This window comes from Streptomyces sp. NA02950, from assembly GCF_013364155.1.
GTDB lineage: Bacteria > Actinomycetota > Actinomycetes > Streptomycetales > Streptomycetaceae > Streptomyces.
The window spans coordinates 7,200,431-7,222,639 of the sequence record NZ_CP054916.1 but is presented as its reverse complement, the minus strand read 5'-3'; the positions used below and the strand labels follow the sequence as shown (position 1 = coordinate 7,222,639).

The window sequence follows — 22,209 nt, the reverse complement described above, 5'->3', positions numbered from 1 at the left end:
GGCCTTCCTCGGTCGGGGTGGATGGTCACGGCCTGGGCAGGCCGCGCGGGTTGATCTCGGACTTCTTCACCGCCTCGCTGGAGAGCCCCCACCGCTTCAGGACCTTGGCGTACGAGCCGTCGTCGATGACGTGGTCGATGGCCGCCGCGTAGGCGTCGACCAGTCCGCTGCCCTTCTTGGTGGTGGCGGCGATCTTGCCCTGCACCGCGTCACCGCCGCCCGAGAAGGTGCCGATGATCTGGGTCTGACCGGCCGAGGCGACGTGGTAGGCGGAGGTGGGGTGGGGGCCGAGATAGGCGTCGATCCGCCCGGACTGGAGGGCGAGGTAGTAGTCGGTGTCCTTCTGGAAGTACTTGATGTCGACCGGCTTGCGGCCCGCCTTCTCGTTCTTCTTGCTCCAGTCGATCAGGATCTTCTCCTGATTGGTGCCGGAGGAGACGGCGATGGTCTTGCCCGCCACGTCCTTGGGCCCCTTGACCCGCCAGTCGGTGCCCTTCTTGGCCTCGAAGGCGAGGTCGTCCAGTCGGTAGGTGGCGAAGTCGTACTTCTCCTTGCGCTCCTCGGTGACGGTCACATTGGAGAACACGGCGTCGAACTTGGAGCTGTCGAGGCCGACGAAGAGGTTCTCCCAGGAGACCGCCTGGAAGTCGACCTTGAGGCCGAGGGTGTCGGCGACCAGGGTGGCGAGGTCGATCTCGGAGCCGATCCGGGTCTTGTCGTCGGTGGCGTAGAAGCCGAGTGGCGCGGCGGCGTCCGCGCTGCCGCCGATCCGCAGGCTGCCGCGCTCGCGGATCGCGGCGGGCACCTTGGCGGCGATGGACGCGACCTTCTTGCCTCTGACGCGGTGCTGGTCGGGCCCGATGTTCAGCTGCCCGCCCTTCTTGTTCTTCGCCCCGACGGTCTCCTGGGCGTCACCGCTGCCGCAGGCACCGAGCAGGGTGGCGGCGAGGGTGACGGAGAAGGCGGCGACGAGGGTGCGGCGGGTCTTCACGGGGTTGCTCCTTGCGTGGGTGTACGGGGTGGTGGTGCCGTTCGACAACGGCGGGCGGGTCACAGGACCTTGGAGAGGAACTCCTTGGTCCGGGGCTCACGGGGGTGGTCGAGCACCTCTGCCGGCGGGCCCTGCTCGACGATCCGGCCGCCGTCCATGAAGACCACGGTGTCGGCCACTTCGCGGGCGAAGCCGATCTCATGGGTGACGACGACCATGGTGGTGCCCTGGTGGGCCAGGTCCTTGATGACGTCCAGGACCTCACCGACCAGTTCGGGGTCGAGCGCGGAGGTCGGCTCGTCGAAGAGCAGCAGCTCCGGTTCCAGGGCGAGAGCGCGGGCGATGGCCACCCGCTGCTGCTGTCCGCCGGAGAGCTGCCGGGGGTACGCGGACGCCTTTTCCGCGAGACCGACCCGGGCCAGCAGCGCTTCGGCGTTCTCGACCGCCTGCTTGCGGGGGCGGCGCAGCGCCGAGACCGGTGCCTCGGTGATGTTCTCCAGCACCGTCAGATGCGGGAAGAGGTTGAAGTTCTGGAAGACGAACCCGATCCGGGTGCGCTGTTTGAGGATCTCGCGCTCGCGCAGCTCGTGCAGCCGGTTGCCCTGTCGGCGGTAGCCGACCAGTGAGCCGCCGACGCTGATCCAGCCGCTGTCCACCTTCTCCAGGTGGTTGATGGCGCGCAGCAGGGTGGACTTGCCGGACCCGGACGGTCCGAGGACCACGGCCACCTCTCCGGTGCGCACCTGGAGGTCGATACCGCGCAGCACCTCCAGGGTCCCGAAGCTCTTGTGGACCGAGCGGATGTCGACCATGGCGGTCATCGGGTGGCTCCCCGGGCGAAGTGGCGCTCGACGTAGTACTGCGCGACGGAGAGCACGGTGGTCAGGATGATGTACCAGACGGTCGCCACCATCAGCAGCGGTACGACCCGGCCGTTGCGGCCGTAGACGACCTGCACCTGGTAGAAGAGTTCGCCGATCGCCATGACGGAGACGATCGAGGTGCCCTTGAAGAGGGAGATGACCTCGTTGGCGGCGTTGGGCAGGATCGAGCGCATCGCCTGCGGCAGTACGATCCGGCGCAGTTGGCGCAGCCGGGGGATGCCGAGCGCGGCCGCCGCCTCCAGCTGTCCGCTGTCCACGGCCAGCACTCCCCCGCGCACGATCTCCGCCGCGTAGGCCGCCTGGTGCAGGGCGAGTCCGAGGACCGCCGCGCTCATCGCGCCGACCAGGCCCGCGGTGTCGAAGGAGAAGAAGCCGGGGCCGAAGGGGATGCCGAAGTCCAGCCGCTTGTAGAGGTAGGTGAGATTGAACCAGAAGAGGAGCTGGACGATGAGCGGGATGGAGCGGAACGCCCAGATGTAGGTGAACGCCACCGACTTCAGGAACGGGCTGGCGGACAGCCGCATGAAGGCCAGCACGATACCGAGGGCGAAGCCGAGCGCGGTGCCGTAGAAGGTGAGCTGGATGGTGATCCAGACCGCCTTGAGGATGGTCTCGGTGGCGAAGAACTGGGCGAACACCTCCCATTCCCAGCCGGGGTTGGTGACCAGGCCATGGGCGAACTGCGCGACCAGGACGGCGGTGACGGCGACCGCGACCCAGCGCCAGGGGTGGCGTACGGGGACGACCTTGAGCGCGGAGTAGTCCTCGGACGGGGTGGGTTCGGGTGCGGTTTTCAGGGGTGGCTCGGAGGTCAGTGACACGGGATAGGTCCTTCGAGGAGATGAGGACGGACGGGCGCCGGGAGGCGGAAAGGGGCCCGCTCAGGTCAGGCGGAGAGCGGGGCGCTACGGGCCAGTTCGCGCAGACAGCGGAGAAGGGCCCGCGCGGTCGCGTCGTTCTGCCGGAACGCGGGCGCGTTGGTGCGCGGCCGGGCGAAGGCGCCGGAGGCGCGGGCGTCGGTGTGCGGCCCCAGCGCGAAGCGGCGCGGATGCGGGCGTCCGGCCCGGTCCAGGATCCGGCCGTCGCCGGAGCTGACGGCGAGCAGTCCGGCCGGGGTGGCGGACGCGCCGTTGCGGTGCAGTGCGCGCAGCAGCGGATCGCGGGTGCGCTCCACGGTGGGTTCCGGCAGCCGGGCCTCGACCAGGGCGCGGGCCTCGACGGAGTGTCCGGGCAGGCCGGCGCCGGTCGCCCGGAACACACCGCGTCCGGGGTCGGCGGTGACGGTCAGCTCGGCGCCGAGGAAGCGGACCACTCCGGCGCGGGAGAGGGCGAGCAGCTGTTCCAGCCGCGGTCCGGGCGGTCCGGAGGCGAGATAGCTGAAGAAGCCGTGCCACCAGCCGCCGATGTCGCCGAGCCGGATCAGCTGCCCGTAGACGGACAGCAGGGCGAGGAAAACGGCCAGGTCGGGGCTGTGTTCGGGGTTGTGGCGGCGGGCGAGGTCGGCCTCGATCCAGCCGCGCACACCCTGCTGCAGCGTTTCGTCGGTGGGGTACCGCAGCCCGGCCAGCGGATGGTCCAGGGCGTCGAGGTCCAGCCGGTCGGCCGGATCGGGGACGGCCGAGGCGACCAGGGCGGCGAGTGCGGGGCTGCCGGGCGGGCAGGCGGCGTACCGCTCCTCGAAGGCCGGCCAGTCCAGGGCGGTGCGCCCGGGGTGGGCGGTGAACAGCCGGTGGTAGTGGGCGTAGCCGAGTTCCTTGTCGATCAGCGGCCAGATGTCGCGCCGGAAGTCGGGCCGTTCTGGCCGCCGCAGCAGTGCGTCGACCTCGGCCGGGCCGAAGAAGCGGGGCAGCGGGGGCCGTTCGCCGTCCAGCGGGTAGCCGATCTTGGCATGGTACGGAACGCCGCGGCGCGAGCCGACGTGCAGTACGGGTTCGCGTCCGGACGGCCGGTACGTCAGCTCCCCGTCCGGCCCGCGTTCGTAGCGGCCGCCACGGCCCTCGGTGACCAGCACCATCAGATCGATGAAGGCGAGCCCGAGGCCGCGGACGAGCACCGGCTCACCGGGGCGCAGCCCGCTCAGATCGCTGTCGGCGGTGAACTCCGGCGGGAGATGGACGAGTCCGTACTCGGCGGCGAACGCGGTGAGCGCCCGCTGTTCGGCGTCGGGTTCGGCGTCGAGGTGGCCGAGGGCGAGGACCACGGCGTCGGCCGTGATCGGGGTGGCCCGGCCCTCCAGCCACACCTGCTGGCGTCCGTCGCGCGGGCCGGTGATCCGTACGGCGCGGTACCGGTGCTCATGGACGGTGACACCGGGCGGCAGGGCGGCCACCGAGCGCTCGTACACCCAGCGCAGATAGGCACTCTGGAGCCGTCGGGTGGCGAAGGTCTGACCGGTCAGCGTGGCGGCCTCGGCGGCGAGTTCGGGCGGCAGTGCGCGGAGCGAGGTGCCGGGCAGCTCGCCGTCGCGGAGCTGTGCCGCCCATTCGGCGAGGGAGGGGCCGGGGCGGACCGGTCCGTCGCGCTCCACCGACTCGTCGGTGAACATCGTGACGTCCTCGGCCATGGAGTTCATCCACAGCAGCGGGGACTGGTCGGGGCGCCAGATCCGGCCGCCGCCGGGCGGATACGGGTCGACCAGATGCACGGCGAAGGGCGGTGCGCCGTCGCCGTACAGCTCGGGGGCGTTGGCGGCGAGCCGCTCCACCAGCCCGGTGGCCCGCGGGCCCGCGCCGACGACGACCACGGCGGACGGCCGGGAGGGCCGTGGGGAAGCGGAGGACAGGGAAGACCGGGGGGTTCGGGGCGGGAGGTCCGGGATCGCGGACATACGAAAGGCTCCGTGAGTTCTGAAGTGAACTCACGCATTGCCTGCACACCCGGCCGCGCCCCTCAGCACGGCCTGGCGCCGAGATTAAGGCGTCCCTACGGCTGCTTGTCAAGGCTGTCCGAACTGTGAGCACCGCGTCTCACCGCAGTTGACGCACAGGCGGAAGGCTGCTCCACTTGGCCCATGCATTCATGGCAGCGACTGGTCACCCGCGACCACATCGACTTCGGTCGGGTGTGGTCGTCGTCCTGTTCGGGCTGACCGCCCGCCTCCGATGCCTTCGGGAGGCTTCGCCGCCCATCGCACGCTCTGTCCGATGTGGCCCCGTATGCCCGCGTTCTCACGCGTCTTCACACCCGCCTCAGCGCTCCCCCTCCCCTCGCGCTCGGCCGTTCCTCAACAGCCGCAGTCACACCCGCAGTCGCAACCGTCGCAGCAGTCACAGTTGCAGCAGTTGCAGCAGTTGCAGCAGTCACAGCAATCGCAGCAGTCCGAGCAGTCATCGCACTTGTGGCACAGCCCTTCGCGCGGCTGACCGGTCCACGGGTCGTGGTACGGATCCTTGCAGCACACCTGACAGGTGCAGCAGAGCCCGGTCCACACCGCGCACCCGGCTATCAGTCCGCGCCGACGCCCCCGGTCCGGCGGCTCGGGCGGCGCGCCGCCGGGTCCGTGCGGGTTGTTGATCCACGGCGACTGCGGGGGCGGCGTGCCGTGCGCCGCGTCCGGGACGCGCACCGCGTCCGCGCCGTGCGCCGCGTCCGGGGCATGGGGGTGCGCACAGCCGGTGGTGCCGAAGGCGCGGTCCACCGCGCGCGGCAGTTCGTGCGCCAGCAGCACATGGGCCAGCTTGCCGGAACCCTTGCTCGCGAACCGGGCGTCCCGGAGGGCCAGCCGCACCCCGTGCACCGCGTCGTCGCAGAGCCTGCGCACCTCGGCGAGGTCCGTACCGGTCGCGGCGATCGGGTTCCAGGCGCCGGTCTCGGCATCCTCGGCCAGGTCCTCCACCGCGTCCAGCAGATGGGCCAGCCGTCCGAAGAGCCGTCCGGCCTCCTCCAGCGGGGCCCGGTTCTCCGGCCGCCCGGCCAGGATCGCGGTGTGCCCGAAGGCCGCGGCGGTCGCGGTCTCGGTGGGCTCGGTGACGGTCAGCAGCGAGGTGCCGAGACCGGCGACGCTCTCGATCCCGGTCTGCCGGCCGACCGCGTCGAGGAGGACGGCCGTGTCGAAGCCGATCTCGGCGCCGCTGCGCGCACCGGCCCGGTCCCAGCGGGCGGCGACCCGGCGGGCAGCCGCGGCGACCGGCCGCCGGGCCAACGCCCCGTCGCCGTCCTCCACATGGTCACGCATCTTCGCCGAGGCCAGCACCAGGGAGACGGTGGCGGCCAGCCGGGCGCCCTCGCCCCGGGCGACGGAGGCGGTGCGCATTCCGCGCAGCGGGCACGGCCCGGCGGTACGCCGCCAGCCGTCGGAGCGTCCGGCCTGGGCCTCCACCAATACGGAGATCACCAGACCGTCGTAATTGGTGGCAATCCGGGCGAACTGTCCGTGATCACCCCTCAATGCGAGGCACAACCCGCACAGATGCGCCATCCACTCCGTCCGGAGGTTTTCCGACAGACGATGGCGGCAAGGCCGGATAATGCCAAACACAAAGATCCCCGTTCACCCGTACGTCCCCGACGTCACCCGTCCGGCCCCGCGGAGTCTACCCAGCGCTCCGTCAGCCGCCTTAAGCAGGTGGAACTCTGATATGGCGCCAGGCGTTGTGCACCAGTAACGTCACGAATCCCCTGTGCGGCCGCAATCCACGTGGCACACCATCCGCATCATGGACGACCATGGAGGGGCGGACAGTACACACCGTTAGCGAAAGGAGGCGTCCATGGGATCGGTACGCAAGGCGAGTGCCTGGCTTGGCCTCGTCGACGACAGCGATGACGAGCGCTACTACGACGACGACTACGCCGAGGGGCCCGAGCCCGGCGACTCCTGGGTGACCGACCCGCGCGTGCGGGTGGCCGACCAGGCCGCGCAGGACCAGGGCACGCGTATCGCCACGGTCACCCCGGACGGCTTCCGGGACGCCCGGGGCATCGGTGAGCTCTTCCGGGAAGGCGTCCCGGTCATCGTCAATCTGACGACGATGGAGCCCGCCGACGCCAAGCGGGTGGTGGACTTCGCGGCGGGGCTGACGTTCGGGCTGCGCGGTTCGATCGAGCGCGTCGCCAACCGCGTCTTCCTCCTCACTCCGGCCGACTACCAGATCGTCAGCGGTGAGGCCAACCGCTCGATCGGCGGCTTCTTCAACCAGAGCTGATGGCCTCCTTTTTCGGAGGCTCGGTTCTCCTCCGGGGCGCCTGAGTCCCTGTCGACGGTCGACCGTGCTCGGCCCCTCGTTCCTCGGGGTCTCCGCGCGCTCTCCCTTTCGACAGGGCCGCGCCCCTTCGGCTCACTCGCCCGCCGCTCACCGGAACGCGTCGAGTCCGGTGAGCGCCTTGCCGAGCACCAGTTGGTGCATCTCGACGGTGCCCTCGTAGGTGAGCACCGACTCCAGATTCGTGGCATGCCGCATCACCGGGTACTCCAGCGAGATCCCGTTGGCGCCCAGGATGGTCCGGGCCGTGCGGCAGATCTCGATCGCCTCCCGCACGTTGTTCAGCTTGCCGAAGCTGACCTGCTCGGGGCGGAGCCGCCCCGCGTCCATCCGCCGCCCCAGGTGGTGGGCCAGCAGCACACCCTTGTGCAGCTCCAGCGCCATGTCGGCCAGTTTGGCCTGGGTGAGCTGGAAGCCGCCGATCGGGCGGCCGAACTGCTCCCGGGTCCGGGAGTAGTCGAGCGCCGCGTCGAACGACGCACGGGCCGCGCCCATCGCACCCCAGACGATGCCGTAGCGGGCGTGGCCGAGACAGCTCAGCGGTCCGCGCAGCCCGGTGGCCTCGGGCAGCACGGCGTCGGCGGGCAGCCGTACCTCGTCCAGCACCAGTTCGCTGGTGACCGAGGCGCGCAGCGACCACTTGTGCTTGATCTCGGGGGCCGAGAAGCCCGGGGTGTCGGTGGGGACGGCGAAGCCGCGGATGCCCTCGTCGGTACGGGCCCAGACCACCGCGACCCCGGCCACCGAACCATTGGTGATCCACATCTTGCGGCCGGTGAGCACCCAGTCGGAACCGTCCCGCTTGGCGTAGGTGCGCATGGCGGCCGGGTCGGAGCCGATGTCGGGCTCGGTGAGCCCGAAGCAGCCGATGGTCTCCCCGGCGGCCATCCCCGGCAGCCACCGCTGCTTCTGCTCCTCGGAGCCGAAGCGGTGGATCGCGTACATCGCCAGTGAGCCCTGCACCGAGACCAGGGAGCGGATCCCGGAGTCGGCGGCCTCCAGCTCCAGGCAGGTCAGTCCGTACTGGACGGCGCCGGCGCCCGCGCAGCCGTAGCCCGTCAGCGACATCCCGAGCGCCCCGATCGAGCCCAGCTCACGGGCCAGTTCGCGGATACCGGGCAGCTCACCGCGCTCGTACCAGTCGGCGATCTGCGGCAGGACGCGGTCGGCGGCCCACTGCCGCACGGTGTCGCGGACCGCCAGGTCCTCGGGTGAAAGGAGGTCGTCGATGCCCAACGGGTCGCTCGGGTCGAACGGCGGGGTGCCAGCGGACATGGGTAGCGGCCTCCGGTGGGAAACGGCGGGTGGGGCGGACGCCTACCGGTCGCCGGGCGCGCCTCCGCCCCGCGGCCAGGTGATCATCCGTGTCGGCTCCGACGCTACGGCCGGGTCCTGTCCGCCGTCCAGACCCACTCGGGCCTGTCCGTGGGCTCCGCGCCAGGTCAGCCCGAGGAGTCGGCGCCCACGACGGCCGCGCGGTCGCGTCGGACCGGGACGTCCGCACCGTCCACACGCTGCACACCGTCCCTGAGGGCCGGGGCATCCGCACGGTCGGCGGCACCCGGAGCGCACTCCTCCGCGTCGGCGGGGGCGCACTCCATCGCCTTCGGCAGCCGCAGCGCGGCCAGCGCCCCGAGCAGCAGCAGTCCGGCGCTGACCACGAGCGTGACGTGCAGTCCGTGGACGAACGAGGCGCGGGCGGCGGCGCGCAGCGCCTCTCCGGCCGCTCCGCCGAGCTCGTGGGAGACCTCGTACGCCGCGCCCAGCGACTGTCCGGCGTCGGCGCCGGCCTGGTGCGGCACCCCGGTGACCGAGGAGACGCCGGGCTTGTAGGCGGCGTTCATCACGCTGCCGAGGAGCGCTATGCCGATGCCGGCGCCGAGTTGGTAGGAGGTCTCGCCGATGGCTGCCGCGCCACCGGCCGACTTCGCGGACGCCTCGTTGAGCATCGACTCATAGGCGCCGAAGAGCGTGGTCTCCAGGCCGAAGCCAAGGACGACGAAGGCGCCGACCAGCACCCCGGGCCGGTCGGCCTGGCCCATGACGGTGAGGGAGAGCACGGCGACGGCGGTGAGCCCGAAGCCGAACGCCACCATGGTGCGCGGGCCGAGTCCCTGGAGCATCCGGGATCCCGCGAGCCCCGCGGCCATCGCGGCGAAGGTGAGCGGGAGCAGCCGCAGCCCCGTCTCGAGCGGGGTGAGCCCCAGGACGAGCTGGAGGTACTGGGCGGCTATGAGCTCCAGGCCGACGAGCGCGAGCAGGGCCAGGACGATGCAGCCGACCGAGATCGAGAAGGCAGGCCGGGCGAAGAGATTGAGGTCGACCAGGGGATGCGTCCGGCGCCGCTGACGGCGTACGAACAGCACCAGCAGCAGTACGCCGCACAGCACCGGCAGGGCGGTGACCGGCTCCAGCAGCCCCGAGCCGCTGCCCACCCGTTTCACACCGAAGACCACGCAGAACAGCCCGCAGGCCGCCATGACCGCGCCCAGGACGTCCCACGGTCCGTCGCCGTCGCCGGTGGACTCCGGCAGCAGCCAGCGGCCCACCGGCAGGGCCACCGCCATCAGCGGGATGTTGATCAGGAAGACCGAGCCCCACCAGAAGTGCTCGACCAGGAAGCCGCCGAGCAGCGGTCCGACGGCGGCGCCGACGGCGGCCACCGCACTCCAGATGCCGATGGCCAGGGCGCGCTCCCGGCGGTCGGGGAAGACCTGGCGCAGGATCGACAGCGTGGCGGGCATGATCATCGCGCCGCCGATGCCCAGCAGGGCACGGGCCGCGATAAGGATCTGGGGGGTGGCGGCGAAGGCCGCGAGGGCCGAGGCGGCGCCGAAGAGCCCGTAGCCGAGCAGCAGCACACGGCGTCTGCCGACGCGGTCGCCGAGGGTGCCGAAGAGGATCAGCAGGGACGCGCAGACCAGCGGATAGGCGTCCACGATCCACAGCAGCTCGATCGAGCCGGGGCGCAGATCCTCGGTGACGGCGGGGACCGCGACATGGAGCACGGTGGCGTCGACGGCCACGAGCAGCAGGCTGACACAGAGCACGAGGAGGACGACCCAGCGATTCGCGCCGCCGCTCGCTTCGGTTCCGCGCCATTGCCGGGGAACGCCCGCCGTCCGCCGATCGCGGCCCGTGGTCGTCCCGGACATGTACGCACCTCCCTGGTCTTGCGCTCGCGGTCCGCCCGGGAGGGCGGAGACGTCACGTCGTGGGGACGCGTCCGGTGACCCGGTGGCGAAGGCGCGAGTGAGACGTCAGGGTACGCGAGTCGCCGCGCCGACCGTGTGCCGCAGGTCATGTTGCACCTGGCACACGCGCCAGGTACGGCGGTGTACGTTCCCTCGTTCCCCTTTTGTCCTCTGTCTCTCCCGCGTCTCCCCGACGTCACGGGGGTGGCGCTCCGGTGTCGTACGGTCGTTCGCCCCCCGGTTGTCCACAGGCGCCGCGGGCGGTCCGGATCATGCTTGATAATCGTCGCCGTGACCGATCTCGCCCATGCCGCCACCGAGCCGCGCGGCGACGACACACGGCCCGGACGTGCCGTGCGCGCCGCGCTGCGCCGAGCAGCCCCGGCGCTGCTCGCGTATGCGGGGACGCGCCTGGTCGGGCTGGTGGTTCTGGCGGTCTGGGGGGCGGTGGCGGACAAGAGTCCCCACCAGCTTCTCTCGGCCCGCTGGGACTCCCTCTGGTACTCCCGTATCGCCGAGGAGGGGTACGGCTACACGCTGCACCTGGCAGACGGCGCGGTCCACTCGAATCTGGCGTTCTTCCCGCTGCTGCCCGCGCTGGAGCGGGTGATCTCGGCCATATCTCCGCTGGACGCGCCGGACGCGGGGCTCGCGGTGAGCTGGGTCACCTCGCTGTTCGCCGCGTGGGGGATCTTCGCGGTCGGCGATCTGCTGTACGGACGGCGGGTGGGCACCGTGCTGGCGGTGCTGTGGGGGGTGCTGCCGGTCGGGATCGTGCAGTCGATGGCGTACTCCGAGTCCCTCTTCACGGCGCTCGCCGCCTGGGGGGTGTACGCGGCGCTCACCCGGCGGTGGCTGTCGGCGGGCGTTCTCGCGGTGCTCGCGGGGCTGACCCGGCCGGTGGGGGCGGCGGTGGTCGCCGCGGTGTGGGTGGCGGCGGCCGCCGAACTGCTGCCCGAGGGCCGGTGGCGGCGGGCCCGGCGCACCCACCCCCGGCTGCTCGCCGGGGTGGTGCTGGCACCGCTGGGCTGGCTGGGCTACGTGGTGTGGGTCGGCTTCGAGACCAGCAGTCTCACCGGCTATTTCGACGTCCAGAACGGCTGGGGGAACGGCTTCGACGGCGGTCTGGCCTACGCCGCCTTCATCGGCGGACTGCTGGCGGGCCCGTCCTTCCCCGCCGGGCTCGCACTGCTGGCCGGTGTCGCGGCGCTGCTGTGGCTGTACGCACGCGGGGTGCGGCAGCGCCAGCCGCTGCCGCTGCTGGCGTATGGCGGGGCGGTGCTGGTGCTGACACTGGCCGCGAAGGGCTACTTCGGTTCGAAACCACGGCTGTTGCTCCCCGCCTTCCCGCTGCTGCTGCCGGTCGCGCTGGCCCTGGCCCGGCCGCGCCCGGTGCGCACGGCGCTGGTCCTGGGCTCGGTGGGGCTGGCCTCCGCGCTGTACGGGGCGTTCTGGCTGCATGGTTCGGGACCGCCGTGATCCGGCCATCCGGCCGAGCGGCGCCGGGCGCGGGGCCCGGCGGGGCGGGGCTCCCGCCTCGGCCCGGCGACGCCCGGGGAAACGGGTGGGAACGGCCCGGCCAATCACCGATAAACGCCGCTGTAAGAAATGCATAAAGGAGCCGTTGGCCGGTGATAGGAAGGCCGCGCGCACAAAAGTCCCGGGGCCTCGTGGATTACGCCGGAATGGCACGGCCAAAAGCCGCCGACGAGACGAAGTCCACATCACATCGTCATCACAAAGCGACGTGATCGACCGAACCCGCCTGTCACGCAATGTAACGTCGATTAGGTGCGTACCGAAGACAAGCTCCCCGAGGCGGAGGAGCGCCCGACCGATCTCGCGCGACCGCGCATGACCCGAACCCGCCGCTGGCTGCTCGGGTCCACCCTGGCGGTCTACGCGGCCACGGTCATCGGCGTGCTCACCACCTCGTGGCTGGTGAAGCTGGACTGGCAGGTCATGCTGTTCCGGCCCTACAAGCAGTGGCCGGAGTTCCACACCTTCCTGGACTACTTCGTCGTCATGGGCCAGCGCGGCCCCACCGCCGTGGCGGTCGCCGCCTGGCTGGGATGGTGCTGCCACCGGCAGCGCACCCTGCGTCCGCTGCTGGTGCTCGGCACCTCGCTGCTGCTGCTGAACATCACCGTGGGCGCGGTGAAGCTGGGCTTCGGACGGCTCGGCCCGCACTACGCGACCACCGTCGGCTCCAATGAGATGTGGGCGAATGGCGATATATTTCCTTCGGGTCACACCGCGAACGCCGTGGTCACCTGGGGTGTTCTGGCCTATCTGGCGACCACGCCGGTGGCCCGCAGAATCGCCTCGCTGATCGCCACGGGCTTCGCCTTCGGCGTCGGCATGACCACCGTCTACCTCGGCACCCACTGGCTGAGCGATGTGGTGCTGGGCTGGGCCGCCGGCGTTCTGGTGATGCTGGCCCTGCCGTGGCTGGAGCCGGTGATGGCACGCGCCGAGGTGCTGTTGCTGGGCCTGTGGCACCGGCTGCGCCAGCACGGCGGCCGGGCGCCCGTACCGATCCCCGTCCCGTCCGCGCGGCCGGTGGCCGGATCCACTCTGGCCACCCCGCGGACCGCCCGGGACGACGAGTTGCCGCCGCGTGAGCCGGTGGGCGTGGCCGGACGTCCGGGCGGCCCCACCGCGCGGATCGCCGAGCCCCGCCAGCACCACCCGGTCCGCCAGCACCAGCACACCCCGCGCTCCGAGCGGACCCCGGTCAGCCCGGCCGGCAGCCGCCGCCCGCCGCACGCCGACCGGGTGCCCCGCACAACCACCGGCCCCTTCGGCTCCGCCACGGGCCGCGGGCGCACGACGGCCACCGGCGGCTGACACCGCACCCGGCCGCGGGACGGTACGCACGCCCCTCCCCCGCACCTCCGCCGCGAAGGACCGCGCACAGCGGCCCCGGACGCTCCAGCGAGAGCCGTCCGGGGCCGCTGTCGTGTCCGGTGCGCGGTACGGGCGGCTCAGCCGTGCCAGCAGCGCCGCACGGCGTTGTCGGCCACCTCGAAGTTGATGCGGCCGACGAGGTATTCCATGGTGATGATCGCGCCCGGTGGCAGCGCCCGCACGGTGGTCCAGCCGCGCTCCCGCGCCACCTCCTCGGCGGTACTGGCGTCGAGTCCCACATAGCTGTCGAGGTCGTCGTCGGGTTCGGCCGGAAGGTTCGGTACAGGTCCCATGACAGCCACCGTAGGCGGCGCCAAACGGGTGGGAAAGCGGGAGCTGGATCACGGCAAGCATCGCCTCATCCGCCTCGAGTCCGCCACTCGTCACACTTGTGTCACAGAAAACACGCCCGGGTTTGTCGGCGACTTTGTCACTCTTCCGGGGTTCGGGTTGACGCCGTTGAGATGACCGAGCTTTTTCGCCGATTTCGCGCGCCAACGGCGCTGGTCTGATATAGAGCGCAGGCTCACCGAACTCTCCGCCGAACAAATTGCGCGGCCGACGGAAATACATCGCCCGGAAGTAGTCGGAGCGCACAATTCCACCACAAATCGCCGATCACGAGCGGTCGGGTTTACCCGGGGGCGGACGCGGTACCCGCCGCCACTGGAGCGAACATGACTGACTCGACTGACTCACCCGATGAGACCCGCGAGAAGAAGGCGACCGGCGGCCCGTCCCCGGTGGCGCTCCTGCGCTCTGCCCGTGAACAGCTCGCCGAGCTGACGGGCCTGCATCCCGAGTCGGTGCCGCGGATGGAGCGGACCGAGGACGGATGGGTGCTGGACGCCGAGGTGGTGGAGCTGGCCCGGGTACCGGAGACGATGAGCCTGATGGCTCTGTACGAGCTGACTCTCGATCCGGACGGCGTGCTCACCGGCTACCGCCGTATCCGCCGCTACGAGCGCGGGCGAAGTGACCGCGGCTGACCGGGCGGCGGGCCAACGGCCCCGCCCGGACACGAGAGGAGCAGATTCGACATGACGACCGTTGTCCCGGCACAGCAGTCCAGGGGCGGGGGCGGCACCAGCGGCCTGTACGACGTCCTCGAGCTCATCCTCGATCGGGGGCTGGTGATCGACGCCTTTATCCGCGTCTCCCTCGTCGGCATCGAGATACTCAAGATCGACGTTCGTGTCGTGGTGGCGAGCGTCGACACCTATCTCCGCTTCGCCGAGGCATGCAACCGGCTCGACCTGGAGTCCGGCCCCAACAAGTCCCCCGGCATCCCCGAGATCCTCGACGGCGCCACCGAGGGCGCCGCGCGCAGCAAGACCAAGGGCGCGCTGTCCGGCGCCGGGGAGACGGTCAGCAAGGCCGCCAACACCGTGGCCGACGCGCTCCGCGGCGACGAGCGGGAGGAGGAGCCCACCCGTACCCGCAGCCGCCGTACGACCGCCCGTAAGTCGTCGACGAAGAAGGCGGAGGAGGACGAGTGAACACCTACGTCTACGGCATCGCGCGGGGCGAGGTTCCCGACCTCGGCGACCGGCTGCGCGGTATCGGCGACCCGCCGCTCCCGGTCCGCGCGCTCACCGAGGGCGACCTGTCCGCGATCGTCAGCGACTGCCCGGCCGAACTCAAGCCCCGGCGCCGCGATCTGCTGGCCCATCAGCAGGTGCTGTCCGAGGTGGGCGACGCCCATCCGGTACTGCCGATGCGCTTCGGCTCGGTGTCGACGAGCGACGACGACGTGCGCACGGTCCTGTCCGAGCACGCCGATCGCTACCACGACCAGCTGTCCCGGCTCGCGGACCGGGTGGAGTACAACGTCAAGGCGGTCCACGACGAGAACGCCGTACTGCACCAGGTGCTCTCCGAGGAGCCCGAGCTGCGGATGACGGCCGAGGCCAACCGCGCCTCGGGCGGCGGCACCTACGAGGACCGGGTGCGCTTCGGCGAGCTGGTGGCCGGTGCGGTCCAGGCGCGCGAGGTGCGGGACGCGCAGATCGTGGAGGAGGCCCTGACCCCTACCGCCGAGGCGGTGCGCCCCGGCCCGGAGAGCGGCGGCTGGTTCCTGAGCCTGTCCCTACTGCTGGCCAAGGACGGCGCCGATCCCCTGCTGGAGGCGGTGGCCGAGCTGGAGAAGGCCCATCCCCGGCTGAAGCTGCGGGTCAACGGACCGTTGCCGCCGTACAGCTTCGTCGATTCCTGATGCTGCTGATCGGCTGGGTGCTCCGGCAGCTCCTCACCCAGGCGGAGCGGGAGTACTACAACCCAGCGAACATCCAGGGCGCGCTGATCGCCCTGGAGACCCAGCTGGACGAGGGGCTGATCGACGAGGAGGAGTTCGAGCGGCAGGAGGACGTGCTGCTCGACCGGATGGAGGAGGCGCGCCGATGGGCGAACGGGACCCTATGACCACCACCGCCTACGGCTCCCCCATGGCATCCCGCGCACCAGCCCCGGGCGGGCTGTCCGCCCGGGATGGGAGCGGGGCCAACCTGGCCGACATTCTGGAGCGGGTGCTCGACAAGGGTGTGGTCATCGCAGGCGACATCCGCATCAATCTGCTCGACATCGAACTTCTCACGATCAAACTGCGACTGATCGTGGCCTCCGTCGACAAGGCCAAGGAGATGGGCATCGACTGGTGGGAGCACGACCCCTCGCTCTCGTCGCGCGCCCGCACCCGGGACGAGCTGGAAGGGCGGGAAGACGGCTGATGGCGGAAGCACCCCAGGTGGGTCCCCGGCAGACGGACCCTCGGGCGGACGGACTCCAGTACGCGTACGCCGTCGTCCGCGACACCGGCACGCTGGACACGGCCCTGGCCGGCCTCCGCGGGGTCGCGGGCGAACCGGTGCGCGCCGTCGCCCATCTCGGGCTCGCCGTGGTGGCGGGCCCGGTCCCGGCCGGGGAGTTCGACGAAGAGCCGCTGCGCGAGCGGCTGGAGAAACTGGAGTGGCTGGAGCGGATCGCCCGCGCCCATGCGCGGGTGGTGGACGCCGCCGGAGCGGACACCGGTGTGGTGCCGGTCCGGCTGGCCACCGTCTGCCGTGACGAAGATGGTCTGCGGCGCATGCTCGAGACCGGGCGGGAACGGTTCACCGAGGCGCTGGACCGGCTGGAGGGCCGGGTCGAATGGGGTGTCAAGGTGTACGCCGCGCCGCCCCCGCCCGCGGAGCCGGCCGCCGCGCCCACGACCGCCGTCTCCGGCCGCGACTATCTGCGCAGGCGGCGGGCCGAACGGCAGGCGTCGGAGCGGCGCTGGGGGGAGTCGGAGGACGGTGCGCGGCTGGTGCACGACGCCCTGTGCGCCCACGCCGAGCAGGCCCGGCTGCATCCCCCGCAGGACGCCCGGCTCTCCGGCGAGGAGGACCGCAATGTGCTCAACGCCGCCTATCTGGTGGCGCGTGCGGACGGCCCCGCGTTCGCCGAGCGGGTCGAGGAACTGGCCCGGCGGTCGCCGGGGGTCCGCCTGGAGCTGACCGGGCCGTGGGTGCCGTACTCCTTCGTCACCCCGTTCGCCGAGGACGCCGAGCGCGGGCGGTCCGGCGGATGACCACGAGCCCCCTCGCCCACCGGCAGATCGCCCTGGTGGACCTGCTGGACCGGCTGCTCGCGGGCGGTGTGGTGATCACCGGTGACCTCACCCTGCGGATCGCCGACGTCGACCTCGTCCGGATCGATCTGCGCGCGCTCATCAGCTCGGTGAACGAGAACGTGCCGTCCCCCTGGGAGGAACCGTGAGCCGGAAGGTGGAGCTGGACCAGGACACCGTCGAACGCGATCTGATGAAGCTGGTGCTGACCGTCGTGGAGCTGCTGCGGCAGCTCATGGAGCGGCAGGCGCTGCGCCGGGTGGACCAGGGCGATCTGACGGAGGACCAGGAGGAGCGGATCGGCCTGACGCTGATGCTGCTGGAGGACCGGATGGGCGGGCTGTGCGAGCGCTACGGCATCGCGCCGTCGGATCTCAACATGGACCTTGGGCCACTCGGTCCGCTGCTGCCCCCGAGGGGGTGACGCTCGGCAACCCTCCCCGGATCGGGGCGTTCGTTCGGTGATCATGGCGGGAAACCGTCTCGCACCCGGTCCCCGGACGCGGAGGGAGCCTTGGATGACTGCGGAGGGAGCCTTGGATGACTGCGGACACCACGCGCCCCACGACAGGCGGGGTGCGGCTGCCGCGGCGGGGCCGGGTGGTCGTGGACTGGCTGACCACCACCGACCACAAGAAGATCGGCCATCTCTATCTGATCACCTCCTTCGGCTTCTTCCTCGTCGGAGGAGCACTGGCGCTGGTGATGCGGGCCGAACTGGCCCGGCCGGGGCTCCAGCTCGTCTCCCAGGAGGCGTTCAACCAGGCGTTCACCCTGCACGGCACCATCATGCTGCTGCTGTTCGCCACCCCGACCTTCGCCGGGTTCGCCAACGAGATCATGCCGTTGCAGATCGGCTCGCCGGATGTGGCCTTCCCCCGGCTCAACATGCTCTCGTACTGGCTGTTCCTGTTCGGCGGGCTGATCGTGGTGTGCGGTCTGATGGTGCCCGGCGGCGGCGCCGACTTCGGCTGGACCGCCTACGCCCCGCTCAACAGCGCGGTGCGCTCCCCCGGGATCGGCGCCGATATGTGGATCATGGGTCTTGCGCTGGCGGGCTTCGGCACGATCCTGGGCGCGGTCAACTTCCTGACCACCATCATGGCGATGCGCGCCCCGGGGATGACGATGTTCCGGATGCCCATCTTCACCTGGAACACCCTCTTCACCTCGATCATGATCCTGATGGCGTTCCCGGTGCTGGCGGCGGCGCTGCTGGCGCTGGAGGCGGACCGGCGGTTCGGGGCGGTGGTCTTCGACGCCCGGTTCGGCGGGGCGCTGCTGTGGCAGCATCTGTTCTGGTTCTTCGGCCACCCCGAGGTCTACATCATCGCGCTGCCGTTCTTCGGCATCATCACCGAGATCATCCCGGTCTTCTCCCGCAAGCCGATCTTCGGCTACGTCACGCTGATCGGCGCCACGATGGCCATCACCGGACTGTCGATGGTGGTCTGGGCGCACCACATGTTCGCCACCGGAGCGGTGCTGCTGCCGTTCTTCTCGCTGATGTCGTTTCTGATCGCGGTGCCGACCGGGGTGAAGTTCTTCAACTGGATCGGCACGATGCTGAACGGCTCGCTGTCCTTCGAGGCGCCGATGCTGTGGGCCGTCGGCTTCCTGGTGAGCTTTCTGTTCGGCGGGCTGACCGGGGTCATCCTGGCCTCGCCCCCGCTCGACTTCCACGTCACGGACACCTATTTCGTGGTCGGCCACTTCCACTACGTGGTGTTCGGGACGGTCGTCTTCGCGATGTTCGCGGGGTTCTACTTCTGGTGGCCGAAGTTCACCGGGAAACTGCTCGACGACCGGCTGGCCAGGATCCACTTCTGGACGCTCTTCGTCGGCTTCCACACCACCTTCCTGGTGCAGCACTGGCTGGGTGTGGAGGGGATGCCGCGGCGCTACGCCGACTATCTGGCGGCGGACGGCTTCACGGCGCTCAACACCGTCTCCACCATCGGGGCGTTCCTGCTCGGGCTGTCCACCCTGCCGTTCCTCTACAACGTCTGGCGGACGGCCACGTACGGGACGAGGGTCGAGGTGGACGACCCATGGGGGTTCGGCCGCTCCCTGGAGTGGGCGACCTCCTGTCCGCCGCCCCGCCACAACTTCACGGTGCTGCCGAAGATCCGCACCGAGTCCCCCGCCTTCGATCTGCACCATCCGGAGGTGGCGCTCGCCGAGCAGGAGCAGGACCAGCAGTTGAAGCCCCGCTAGTGCCGCCGCGGCACTAGGCCACCGCGGGACGCAGGGCACGGTCGAGCCGGTCCCTGATCAGGCGGACGCGCTCGGTCAGTCCGGCGGGTTCGCGCACCTCGAAGTCGAAGCCCATCAGCACGATGTGGATCACCATCACATCGAGGCCGTGGGCGCCGGTGTGCAGCAGACAGCTGTGCTCGTCGACCGCCTCCAGCACCCCGGCCGAGGGCGAGACGCGCTCGGCCGCCCGCTCGGCGGAGACCCGCAGCAGCACGGTGGCCTTCTCGGCGTACGCGGCGGTGGACACCCCCCGGGAGACATAGGCGGCGAGGTCGTCGGCGGGCGGGCGGCGCGGGGCGACCCGCGGACCGTGCGGCGGGGTCGGGGTGATCCGGTCGGCGCGGTAGGTGCGCCAGTCCGCCCGGTCCAGATCCCAGGCGACCAGATACCAGCGGCGCTGGGCGCAGACCAGCCGGTGGGGCTCGGCGGTGCGGCGGCTGACCGTGCCCTGGTGGTCGCGGTACTCGAAGCGCACCTGGTGGCAGTCCCGGCAGGCGTTGGCCAGTTCGGTCAGCACCTCCGGATCCACCCCGGCCCCGCGGTACCCGCCGACCATCGGCACGGTGAAGGAGCTCAGGGCGCCCACCCGGCGGCGCAGCCGGTCCGGCAGCACCTGCTCCAGTTTGGCCAGGGCGCGTACCGAGGTCTCCTCGATGCCCTCGACACCGCCGCCCGCGGCCTGGCGCAGCCCGACGGCGACCGCCACCGCCTCGTCGTCGTCGAGCAGCAGCGGGGGCAGCTGGGCGCCCGCGCCCAGCTGGTAGCCGCCCGCCGTGCCCGGTGCGGAGTGCACAGGGTAGCCGAGCTCGCGCAGCCGGTCGATGTCCCGGCGCACGGTGCGCGGGGTCACCCCGAGCCGGTCGGCGAGGTCCGCGCCGGACCAGTCGCGGTGGGCCTGCAACAGCGAGAGCAGGCGGAGCAGTCGTGCCGAGGTCTCCAACATGTTGACGAGTCTGCCAGCCCTTGAGGACACCACCTGTCCGCAAGGGTCCGTAGCGTTCGAGCCATGGACATCACCAGGAAGAACCAGGAAAGCACCGAGGACATCCGCCCCTTCCGGATCGAGATCGCGCAGGAGCGGCTGGACGACCTGCGGGAGCGGCTGGCCGGCACCCGCTGGCCCGACGCGCTGCCGGAGGCGGGCTGGGAGTACGGGGCCGCGCTGCCCTATGTGCGGGAGCTGGCCGACCACTGGCGCACCGGCTACGACTGGCGGGTGCACGAGGCGGCGCTCAATGAGCACCCGCAGTTCACCACCGTGCTCGACGGCGCCCAGGTGCACTTCCTCCATGTGCGCTCCCCCGAGCCGGACGCGCTGCCGCTGCTGCTCACCCACGGCTGGCCGGGTTCGGTCGTGGAGTTCCTCGACATGATCGGCCCGCTGTCCGACCCGGGCGCCCACGGCGGCGACCCCCGCGACGCCTTCCATCTGGTGATCCCCTCCATCCCCGGGTTCGGCTTCTCCGGGCCGACCCGGGACCGGGGCTGGAGCAGCCGGCGGGTGGCGCGCGCCTGGGCGGAGCTGATGCGTCGGCTCGGCTACGAGCGGTACGGGGTGCAGGGCGGCGACTGGGGCGCGATCATCTCGCCCGAGGTGGGGCGGGTGGCCCCGGAGGCGGTGGCCGGGGTGCATGTGAACGCCGCGTCGGCGGGGTTCGCCCCGCTCGGTCCGCTGTCGGAGGAGGACCGGGCCGCACTGAGCGAGCGGGAGCGCGAACGGCTGGCCGCGGGCAGCTTCTCCCAGGACCAGATGGGCTACGCCGCGATCCAGTCCACCCGGCCGCAGACCCTCGCCTACGGCCTCACCGACTCCCCCGTCGGCCAACTCGCCTGGATCATGGAGAAGTTCCGGGAGTGGACGCATCCCTCGGCCGCCCTCCCCGAGGACGCGATCGACCGGGACCGGCTGCTGACCAATGTGATGCTCTACTGGCTGACCGGCACCGCGGGCTCCTCGGCGCGGCTGTACTACGAGAGCGTCCGCGACGGCGTCTGGGGGCCGCCGCCCGCCAAGTCCCCGGTGCCCACCGGTGTGGCGAACTTCGCCGAGGACCGCGCGGTCCGGCCGGTCGCCGAGCGGTCCAACGCCGTCGTCCACTGGAGCGAGTTCGAGCGCGGTGGGCACTTCGCCGCCCTGGAAGCCCCCGATCTGCTGACCGGGGACCTGCGGCGGTTCTTCCGGGCGCTGCGCTGAGCGGACCGCCCCGCGCGGCTCAGACGGCCGCCTCGACCCGCACCGCCAGGTCGTTGTTCCGGGTGTAGTACGGACGCACCCACGCCTGGCCGTGCGGGGCGGCCACCGCGGTGGACGGATAGGTGAAGATCTCCTTCTTGTCCGGGACGTCGTCCAGGATGCGCGCCAGCCGCGCGGACGGCGCGGCCCCGTCCCCGGCCCCGTCTCCGGCCGCCGGACGCAGCCACAGGTCCCATACGTCGGCGCCGCCGCCCCAGTCCTCGGTCAGCTCGGCGAAGGGCAGGGTGCCGAAGAACTCCGCGCCGTCCGCGGTGACCGGCACGGTGCGCACCCGGGCGGTGTCCCTGCGGCAGCGTGCCTCGAGGACCGCGCCGGCCAGCCACTCCGCGGGGGACCGGACGCGGTGGAGCCGACCGTGGACGGCCATCGTGCCGTCCTCCAGCAGGATCTCCCCGGCCTCGGCGTGCGGCGCCCGCCGCCAGCAGCGCAGCGAGAGATTGCCGTGCTTGGTGGCGTACGGGATGCGCACGGACAGCGGTGAAGTGCTCGGCCCGGGTCTGCGGTCGACCAGCGAGCGCAGATCGTTCAGCCCCGGTGCCAGCCGCCGCGGGTCGGCGTCCCCATAGGACACATGGACGTCCCAGCGGCCCTCGGGCAGGGCGACGGTGCTCGGCAGCGCGGCCTGGAGACGGCCGTCCCCGGTCGGGCCGAGCGGCAGCCGGACCTCGCCGTCGTCGCGGCGCTCCGCGCCCCGGCGGACCAGGACCAGCGCACCGCTCCAGTCGTCGTAACTGCCGGGCTGCGGCCGGACCCAGTCGGAGATGTGGAAGGTGAGCCCACCGGCGGAATCCGCCACGCAGTCGGCGCGGGTGGGGGCGGCCTCTCCGGTTTCGCTCATGCTGTTTCCCTGCTCCTGCCGCGTTCGCTCCGCTGCCCCCGCTGACGTCATGGCCGCATCTCCGCTCGGAGCAC

The 22,209-nt window shown here is 71.4% G+C and carries 23 protein-coding genes; 13 read left to right on the top strand and 10 right to left on the bottom strand.

What is annotated here, in order from left to right; genetic code table 11:
• Nucleotides 1-25: 25 nt before the first annotated feature.
• From HUT19_RS31775 to HUT19_RS31755, 5 genes are all read right to left on the bottom strand, one after another.
• Nucleotides 26-991: an ABC transporter substrate-binding protein gene (locus tag HUT19_RS31775; RefSeq protein WP_176183751.1), complete on the bottom strand. Its 966-nt coding sequence runs from the start codon at nt 989-991 to the stop codon at nt 26-28.
• A gap of 59 nt (nt 992-1,050) precedes the next feature.
• Nucleotides 1,051-1,803 carry an amino acid ABC transporter ATP-binding protein gene (locus HUT19_RS31770; RefSeq protein WP_176187528.1) on the bottom strand — a complete coding sequence of 251 codons (753 nt, stop codon included), beginning with the start codon at nt 1,801-1,803 and terminating at the stop codon, nt 1,051-1,053.
• A gap of 5 nt (nt 1,804-1,808) precedes the next feature.
• Nucleotides 1,809-2,672: an amino acid ABC transporter permease gene (locus HUT19_RS31765; RefSeq protein ID WP_254886255.1), complete on the bottom strand. Its 864-nt coding sequence runs from the start codon at nt 2,670-2,672 to the stop codon at nt 1,809-1,811.
• An 89-nt stretch (nt 2,673-2,761) separates the two neighbouring features.
• Nucleotides 2,762-4,702 (bottom strand): FAD/NAD(P)-binding domain-containing protein, encoded by a 1,941-nt coding sequence (locus HUT19_RS31760; RefSeq protein ID WP_176183749.1) that lies wholly within the window; start codon nt 4,700-4,702, stop codon nt 2,762-2,764.
• 396 nt (nt 4,703-5,098) lie between these two features.
• Entirely contained in the window at nt 5,099-6,352 is a 1,254-nt protein-coding gene (locus HUT19_RS31755; protein WP_176183748.1) for a DUF5685 family protein, read from the bottom strand.
• A gap of 232 nt (nt 6,353-6,584) precedes the next feature.
• Here HUT19_RS31755 and HUT19_RS31750 point away from each other — a divergent pair, with 232 nt between their 5' ends.
• Complete coding sequence (locus tag HUT19_RS31750; protein ID WP_176183747.1) at nt 6,585-7,019, top strand: cell division protein SepF; 435 nt, start codon at nt 6,585-6,587, stop codon at nt 7,017-7,019.
• Nucleotides 7,020-7,166: 147 nt separating this feature from the next.
• Here HUT19_RS31750 and HUT19_RS31745 read toward each other — a convergent pair whose 3' ends face one another.
• The gene (locus tag HUT19_RS31745) at nt 7,167-8,351 is read right to left on the bottom strand and encodes an acyl-CoA dehydrogenase family protein (protein ID WP_176183746.1); all 1,185 of its coding nucleotides are present in this window, start codon (nt 8,349-8,351) and stop codon (nt 7,167-7,169) included.
• A gap of 167 nt (nt 8,352-8,518) precedes the next feature.
• Complete coding sequence (locus HUT19_RS31740; RefSeq protein ID WP_176183745.1) at nt 8,519-10,231, bottom strand: MFS transporter; 1,713 nt, start codon at nt 10,229-10,231, stop codon at nt 8,519-8,521.
• A 330-nt stretch (nt 10,232-10,561) separates the two neighbouring features.
• On the opposite strand from HUT19_RS31740, the gene HUT19_RS31735 reads away from it, so the two are divergent.
• Nucleotides 10,562-11,749, top strand: a complete 1,188-nt coding sequence (locus HUT19_RS31735; RefSeq protein WP_176183744.1) for a hypothetical protein — start codon at nt 10,562-10,564, stop codon at nt 11,747-11,749.
• A 312-nt stretch (nt 11,750-12,061) separates the two neighbouring features.
• Complete coding sequence (locus tag HUT19_RS31730) at nt 12,062-13,120, top strand: phosphatase PAP2 family protein (RefSeq protein WP_176183743.1); 1,059 nt, start codon at nt 12,062-12,064, stop codon at nt 13,118-13,120.
• A gap of 137 nt (nt 13,121-13,257) precedes the next feature.
• On the opposite strand, the gene HUT19_RS31725 is transcribed toward HUT19_RS31730, so the two are convergent.
• Complete coding sequence (locus tag HUT19_RS31725; protein ID WP_176183742.1) at nt 13,258-13,473, bottom strand: I78 family peptidase inhibitor; 216 nt, start codon at nt 13,471-13,473, stop codon at nt 13,258-13,260.
• 384 nt (nt 13,474-13,857) lie between these two features.
• On the opposite strand from HUT19_RS31725, the gene gvpO reads away from it, so the two are divergent.
• From gvpO to ctaD, 9 genes are all read left to right on the top strand, one after another.
• Nucleotides 13,858-14,169, top strand: coding sequence for a gas vesicle protein GvpO (gene gvpO / locus HUT19_RS31720; protein ID WP_176183741.1), 312 nt, complete (start codon nt 13,858-13,860; stop codon nt 14,167-14,169).
• A 51-nt stretch (nt 14,170-14,220) separates the two neighbouring features.
• Complete coding sequence (locus HUT19_RS31715) at nt 14,221-14,679, top strand: gas vesicle structural protein GvpA (RefSeq protein WP_176183740.1); 459 nt, start codon at nt 14,221-14,223, stop codon at nt 14,677-14,679.
• Nucleotides 14,676-15,395, top strand: coding sequence for a GvpL/GvpF family gas vesicle protein (locus tag HUT19_RS31710; RefSeq protein ID WP_176183739.1), 720 nt, complete (start codon nt 14,676-14,678; stop codon nt 15,393-15,395). The genes HUT19_RS31715 and HUT19_RS31710 overlap by 4 nt, the downstream gene beginning before the upstream one ends.
• Nucleotides 15,395-15,601: a gas vesicle protein GvpG gene (locus tag HUT19_RS31705; RefSeq protein WP_176183738.1), complete on the top strand. Its 207-nt coding sequence runs from the start codon at nt 15,395-15,397 to the stop codon at nt 15,599-15,601. The genes HUT19_RS31710 and HUT19_RS31705 overlap by 1 nt, the downstream gene beginning before the upstream one ends.
• A 23-nt stretch (nt 15,602-15,624) precedes the next feature.
• Nucleotides 15,625-15,906: a gas vesicle protein gene (locus HUT19_RS31700; protein WP_176187526.1), complete on the top strand. Its 282-nt coding sequence runs from the start codon at nt 15,625-15,627 to the stop codon at nt 15,904-15,906.
• Nucleotides 15,906-16,745 carry a GvpL/GvpF family gas vesicle protein gene (locus HUT19_RS31695; RefSeq protein WP_176183737.1) on the top strand — a complete coding sequence of 280 codons (840 nt, stop codon included), beginning with the start codon at nt 15,906-15,908 and terminating at the stop codon, nt 16,743-16,745. Before HUT19_RS31700 ends, HUT19_RS31695 begins: the two co-directional genes overlap by 1 nt.
• Nucleotides 16,742-16,933 (top strand): gas vesicle protein, encoded by a 192-nt coding sequence (locus HUT19_RS31690; protein WP_176183736.1) that lies wholly within the window; start codon nt 16,742-16,744, stop codon nt 16,931-16,933. The genes HUT19_RS31695 and HUT19_RS31690 overlap by 4 nt, the downstream gene beginning before the upstream one ends.
• Nucleotides 16,930-17,208, top strand: coding sequence for a gas vesicle protein K (locus tag HUT19_RS31685; protein ID WP_176183735.1), 279 nt, complete (start codon nt 16,930-16,932; stop codon nt 17,206-17,208). The genes HUT19_RS31690 and HUT19_RS31685 overlap by 4 nt, the downstream gene beginning before the upstream one ends.
• Before the next feature lie 116 nt (nt 17,209-17,324).
• Nucleotides 17,325-19,001 carry a cytochrome c oxidase subunit I gene (ctaD, locus tag HUT19_RS31680; protein WP_176183734.1) on the top strand — a complete coding sequence of 559 codons (1,677 nt, stop codon included), beginning with the start codon at nt 17,325-17,327 and terminating at the stop codon, nt 18,999-19,001.
• 13 nt (nt 19,002-19,014) lie between these two features.
• Here the strand turns inward: ctaD and HUT19_RS31675 are convergent, their stop codons facing one another.
• Nucleotides 19,015-19,986, bottom strand: a complete 972-nt coding sequence (locus HUT19_RS31675) for a YafY family protein (protein ID WP_176183733.1) — start codon at nt 19,984-19,986, stop codon at nt 19,015-19,017.
• 63 nt (nt 19,987-20,049) lie between these two features.
• Here HUT19_RS31675 and HUT19_RS31670 point away from each other — a divergent pair, with 63 nt between their 5' ends.
• The gene (locus HUT19_RS31670) at nt 20,050-21,237 is read left to right on the top strand and encodes an epoxide hydrolase family protein (RefSeq protein ID WP_176183732.1); all 1,188 of its coding nucleotides are present in this window, start codon (nt 20,050-20,052) and stop codon (nt 21,235-21,237) included.
• Nucleotides 21,238-21,256: 19 nt separating this feature from the next.
• Here HUT19_RS31670 and HUT19_RS31665 read toward each other — a convergent pair whose 3' ends face one another.
• Nucleotides 21,257-22,135 carry a hypothetical protein gene (locus HUT19_RS31665; RefSeq protein WP_176183731.1) on the bottom strand — a complete coding sequence of 293 codons (879 nt, stop codon included), beginning with the start codon at nt 22,133-22,135 and terminating at the stop codon, nt 21,257-21,259.
• Nucleotides 22,136-22,209: the final 74 nt, after the last annotated feature.

Coding starts and splice junctions, on each gene's coding strand:
- HUT19_RS31770 (WP_176187528.1), bottom strand. CDS start 1,803: ATGGTCGACATCCGCTCGGTCCACAAGAGCTTCGGGACCCTGGAGGTG.
- HUT19_RS31760 (WP_176183749.1), bottom strand. CDS start 4,702: ATGTCCGCGATCCCGGACCTCCCGCCCCGAACCCCCCGGTCTTCCCTG.
- HUT19_RS31750 (WP_176183747.1), top strand. CDS start 6,585: ATGGGATCGGTACGCAAGGCGAGTGCCTGGCTTGGCCTCGTCGACGAC.
- HUT19_RS31745 (WP_176183746.1), bottom strand. CDS start 8,351: ATGTCCGCTGGCACCCCGCCGTTCGACCCGAGCGACCCGTTGGGCATC.
- HUT19_RS31740 (WP_176183745.1), bottom strand. CDS start 10,231: ATGTCCGGGACGACCACGGGCCGCGATCGGCGGACGGCGGGCGTTCCC.
- HUT19_RS31725 (WP_176183742.1), bottom strand. CDS start 13,473: ATGGGACCTGTACCGAACCTTCCGGCCGAACCCGACGACGACCTCGAC.
- gvpO (WP_176183741.1), top strand. CDS start 13,858: ATGACTGACTCGACTGACTCACCCGATGAGACCCGCGAGAAGAAGGCG.
- HUT19_RS31715 (WP_176183740.1), top strand. CDS start 14,221: ATGACGACCGTTGTCCCGGCACAGCAGTCCAGGGGCGGGGGCGGCACC.
- HUT19_RS31705 (WP_176183738.1), top strand. CDS start 15,395: ATGCTGCTGATCGGCTGGGTGCTCCGGCAGCTCCTCACCCAGGCGGAG.
- HUT19_RS31700 (WP_176187526.1), top strand. CDS start 15,625: ATGGCATCCCGCGCACCAGCCCCGGGCGGGCTGTCCGCCCGGGATGGG.
- HUT19_RS31695 (WP_176183737.1), top strand. CDS start 15,906: ATGGCGGAAGCACCCCAGGTGGGTCCCCGGCAGACGGACCCTCGGGCG.
- HUT19_RS31690 (WP_176183736.1), top strand. CDS start 16,742: ATGACCACGAGCCCCCTCGCCCACCGGCAGATCGCCCTGGTGGACCTG.
- ctaD (WP_176183734.1), top strand. CDS start 17,325: ATGACTGCGGACACCACGCGCCCCACGACAGGCGGGGTGCGGCTGCCG.
- HUT19_RS31675 (WP_176183733.1), bottom strand. CDS start 19,986: ATGTTGGAGACCTCGGCACGACTGCTCCGCCTGCTCTCGCTGTTGCAG.
- HUT19_RS31670 (WP_176183732.1), top strand. CDS start 20,050: ATGGACATCACCAGGAAGAACCAGGAAAGCACCGAGGACATCCGCCCC.
- HUT19_RS31665 (WP_176183731.1), bottom strand. CDS start 22,135: ATGAGCGAAACCGGAGAGGCCGCCCCCACCCGCGCCGACTGCGTGGCG.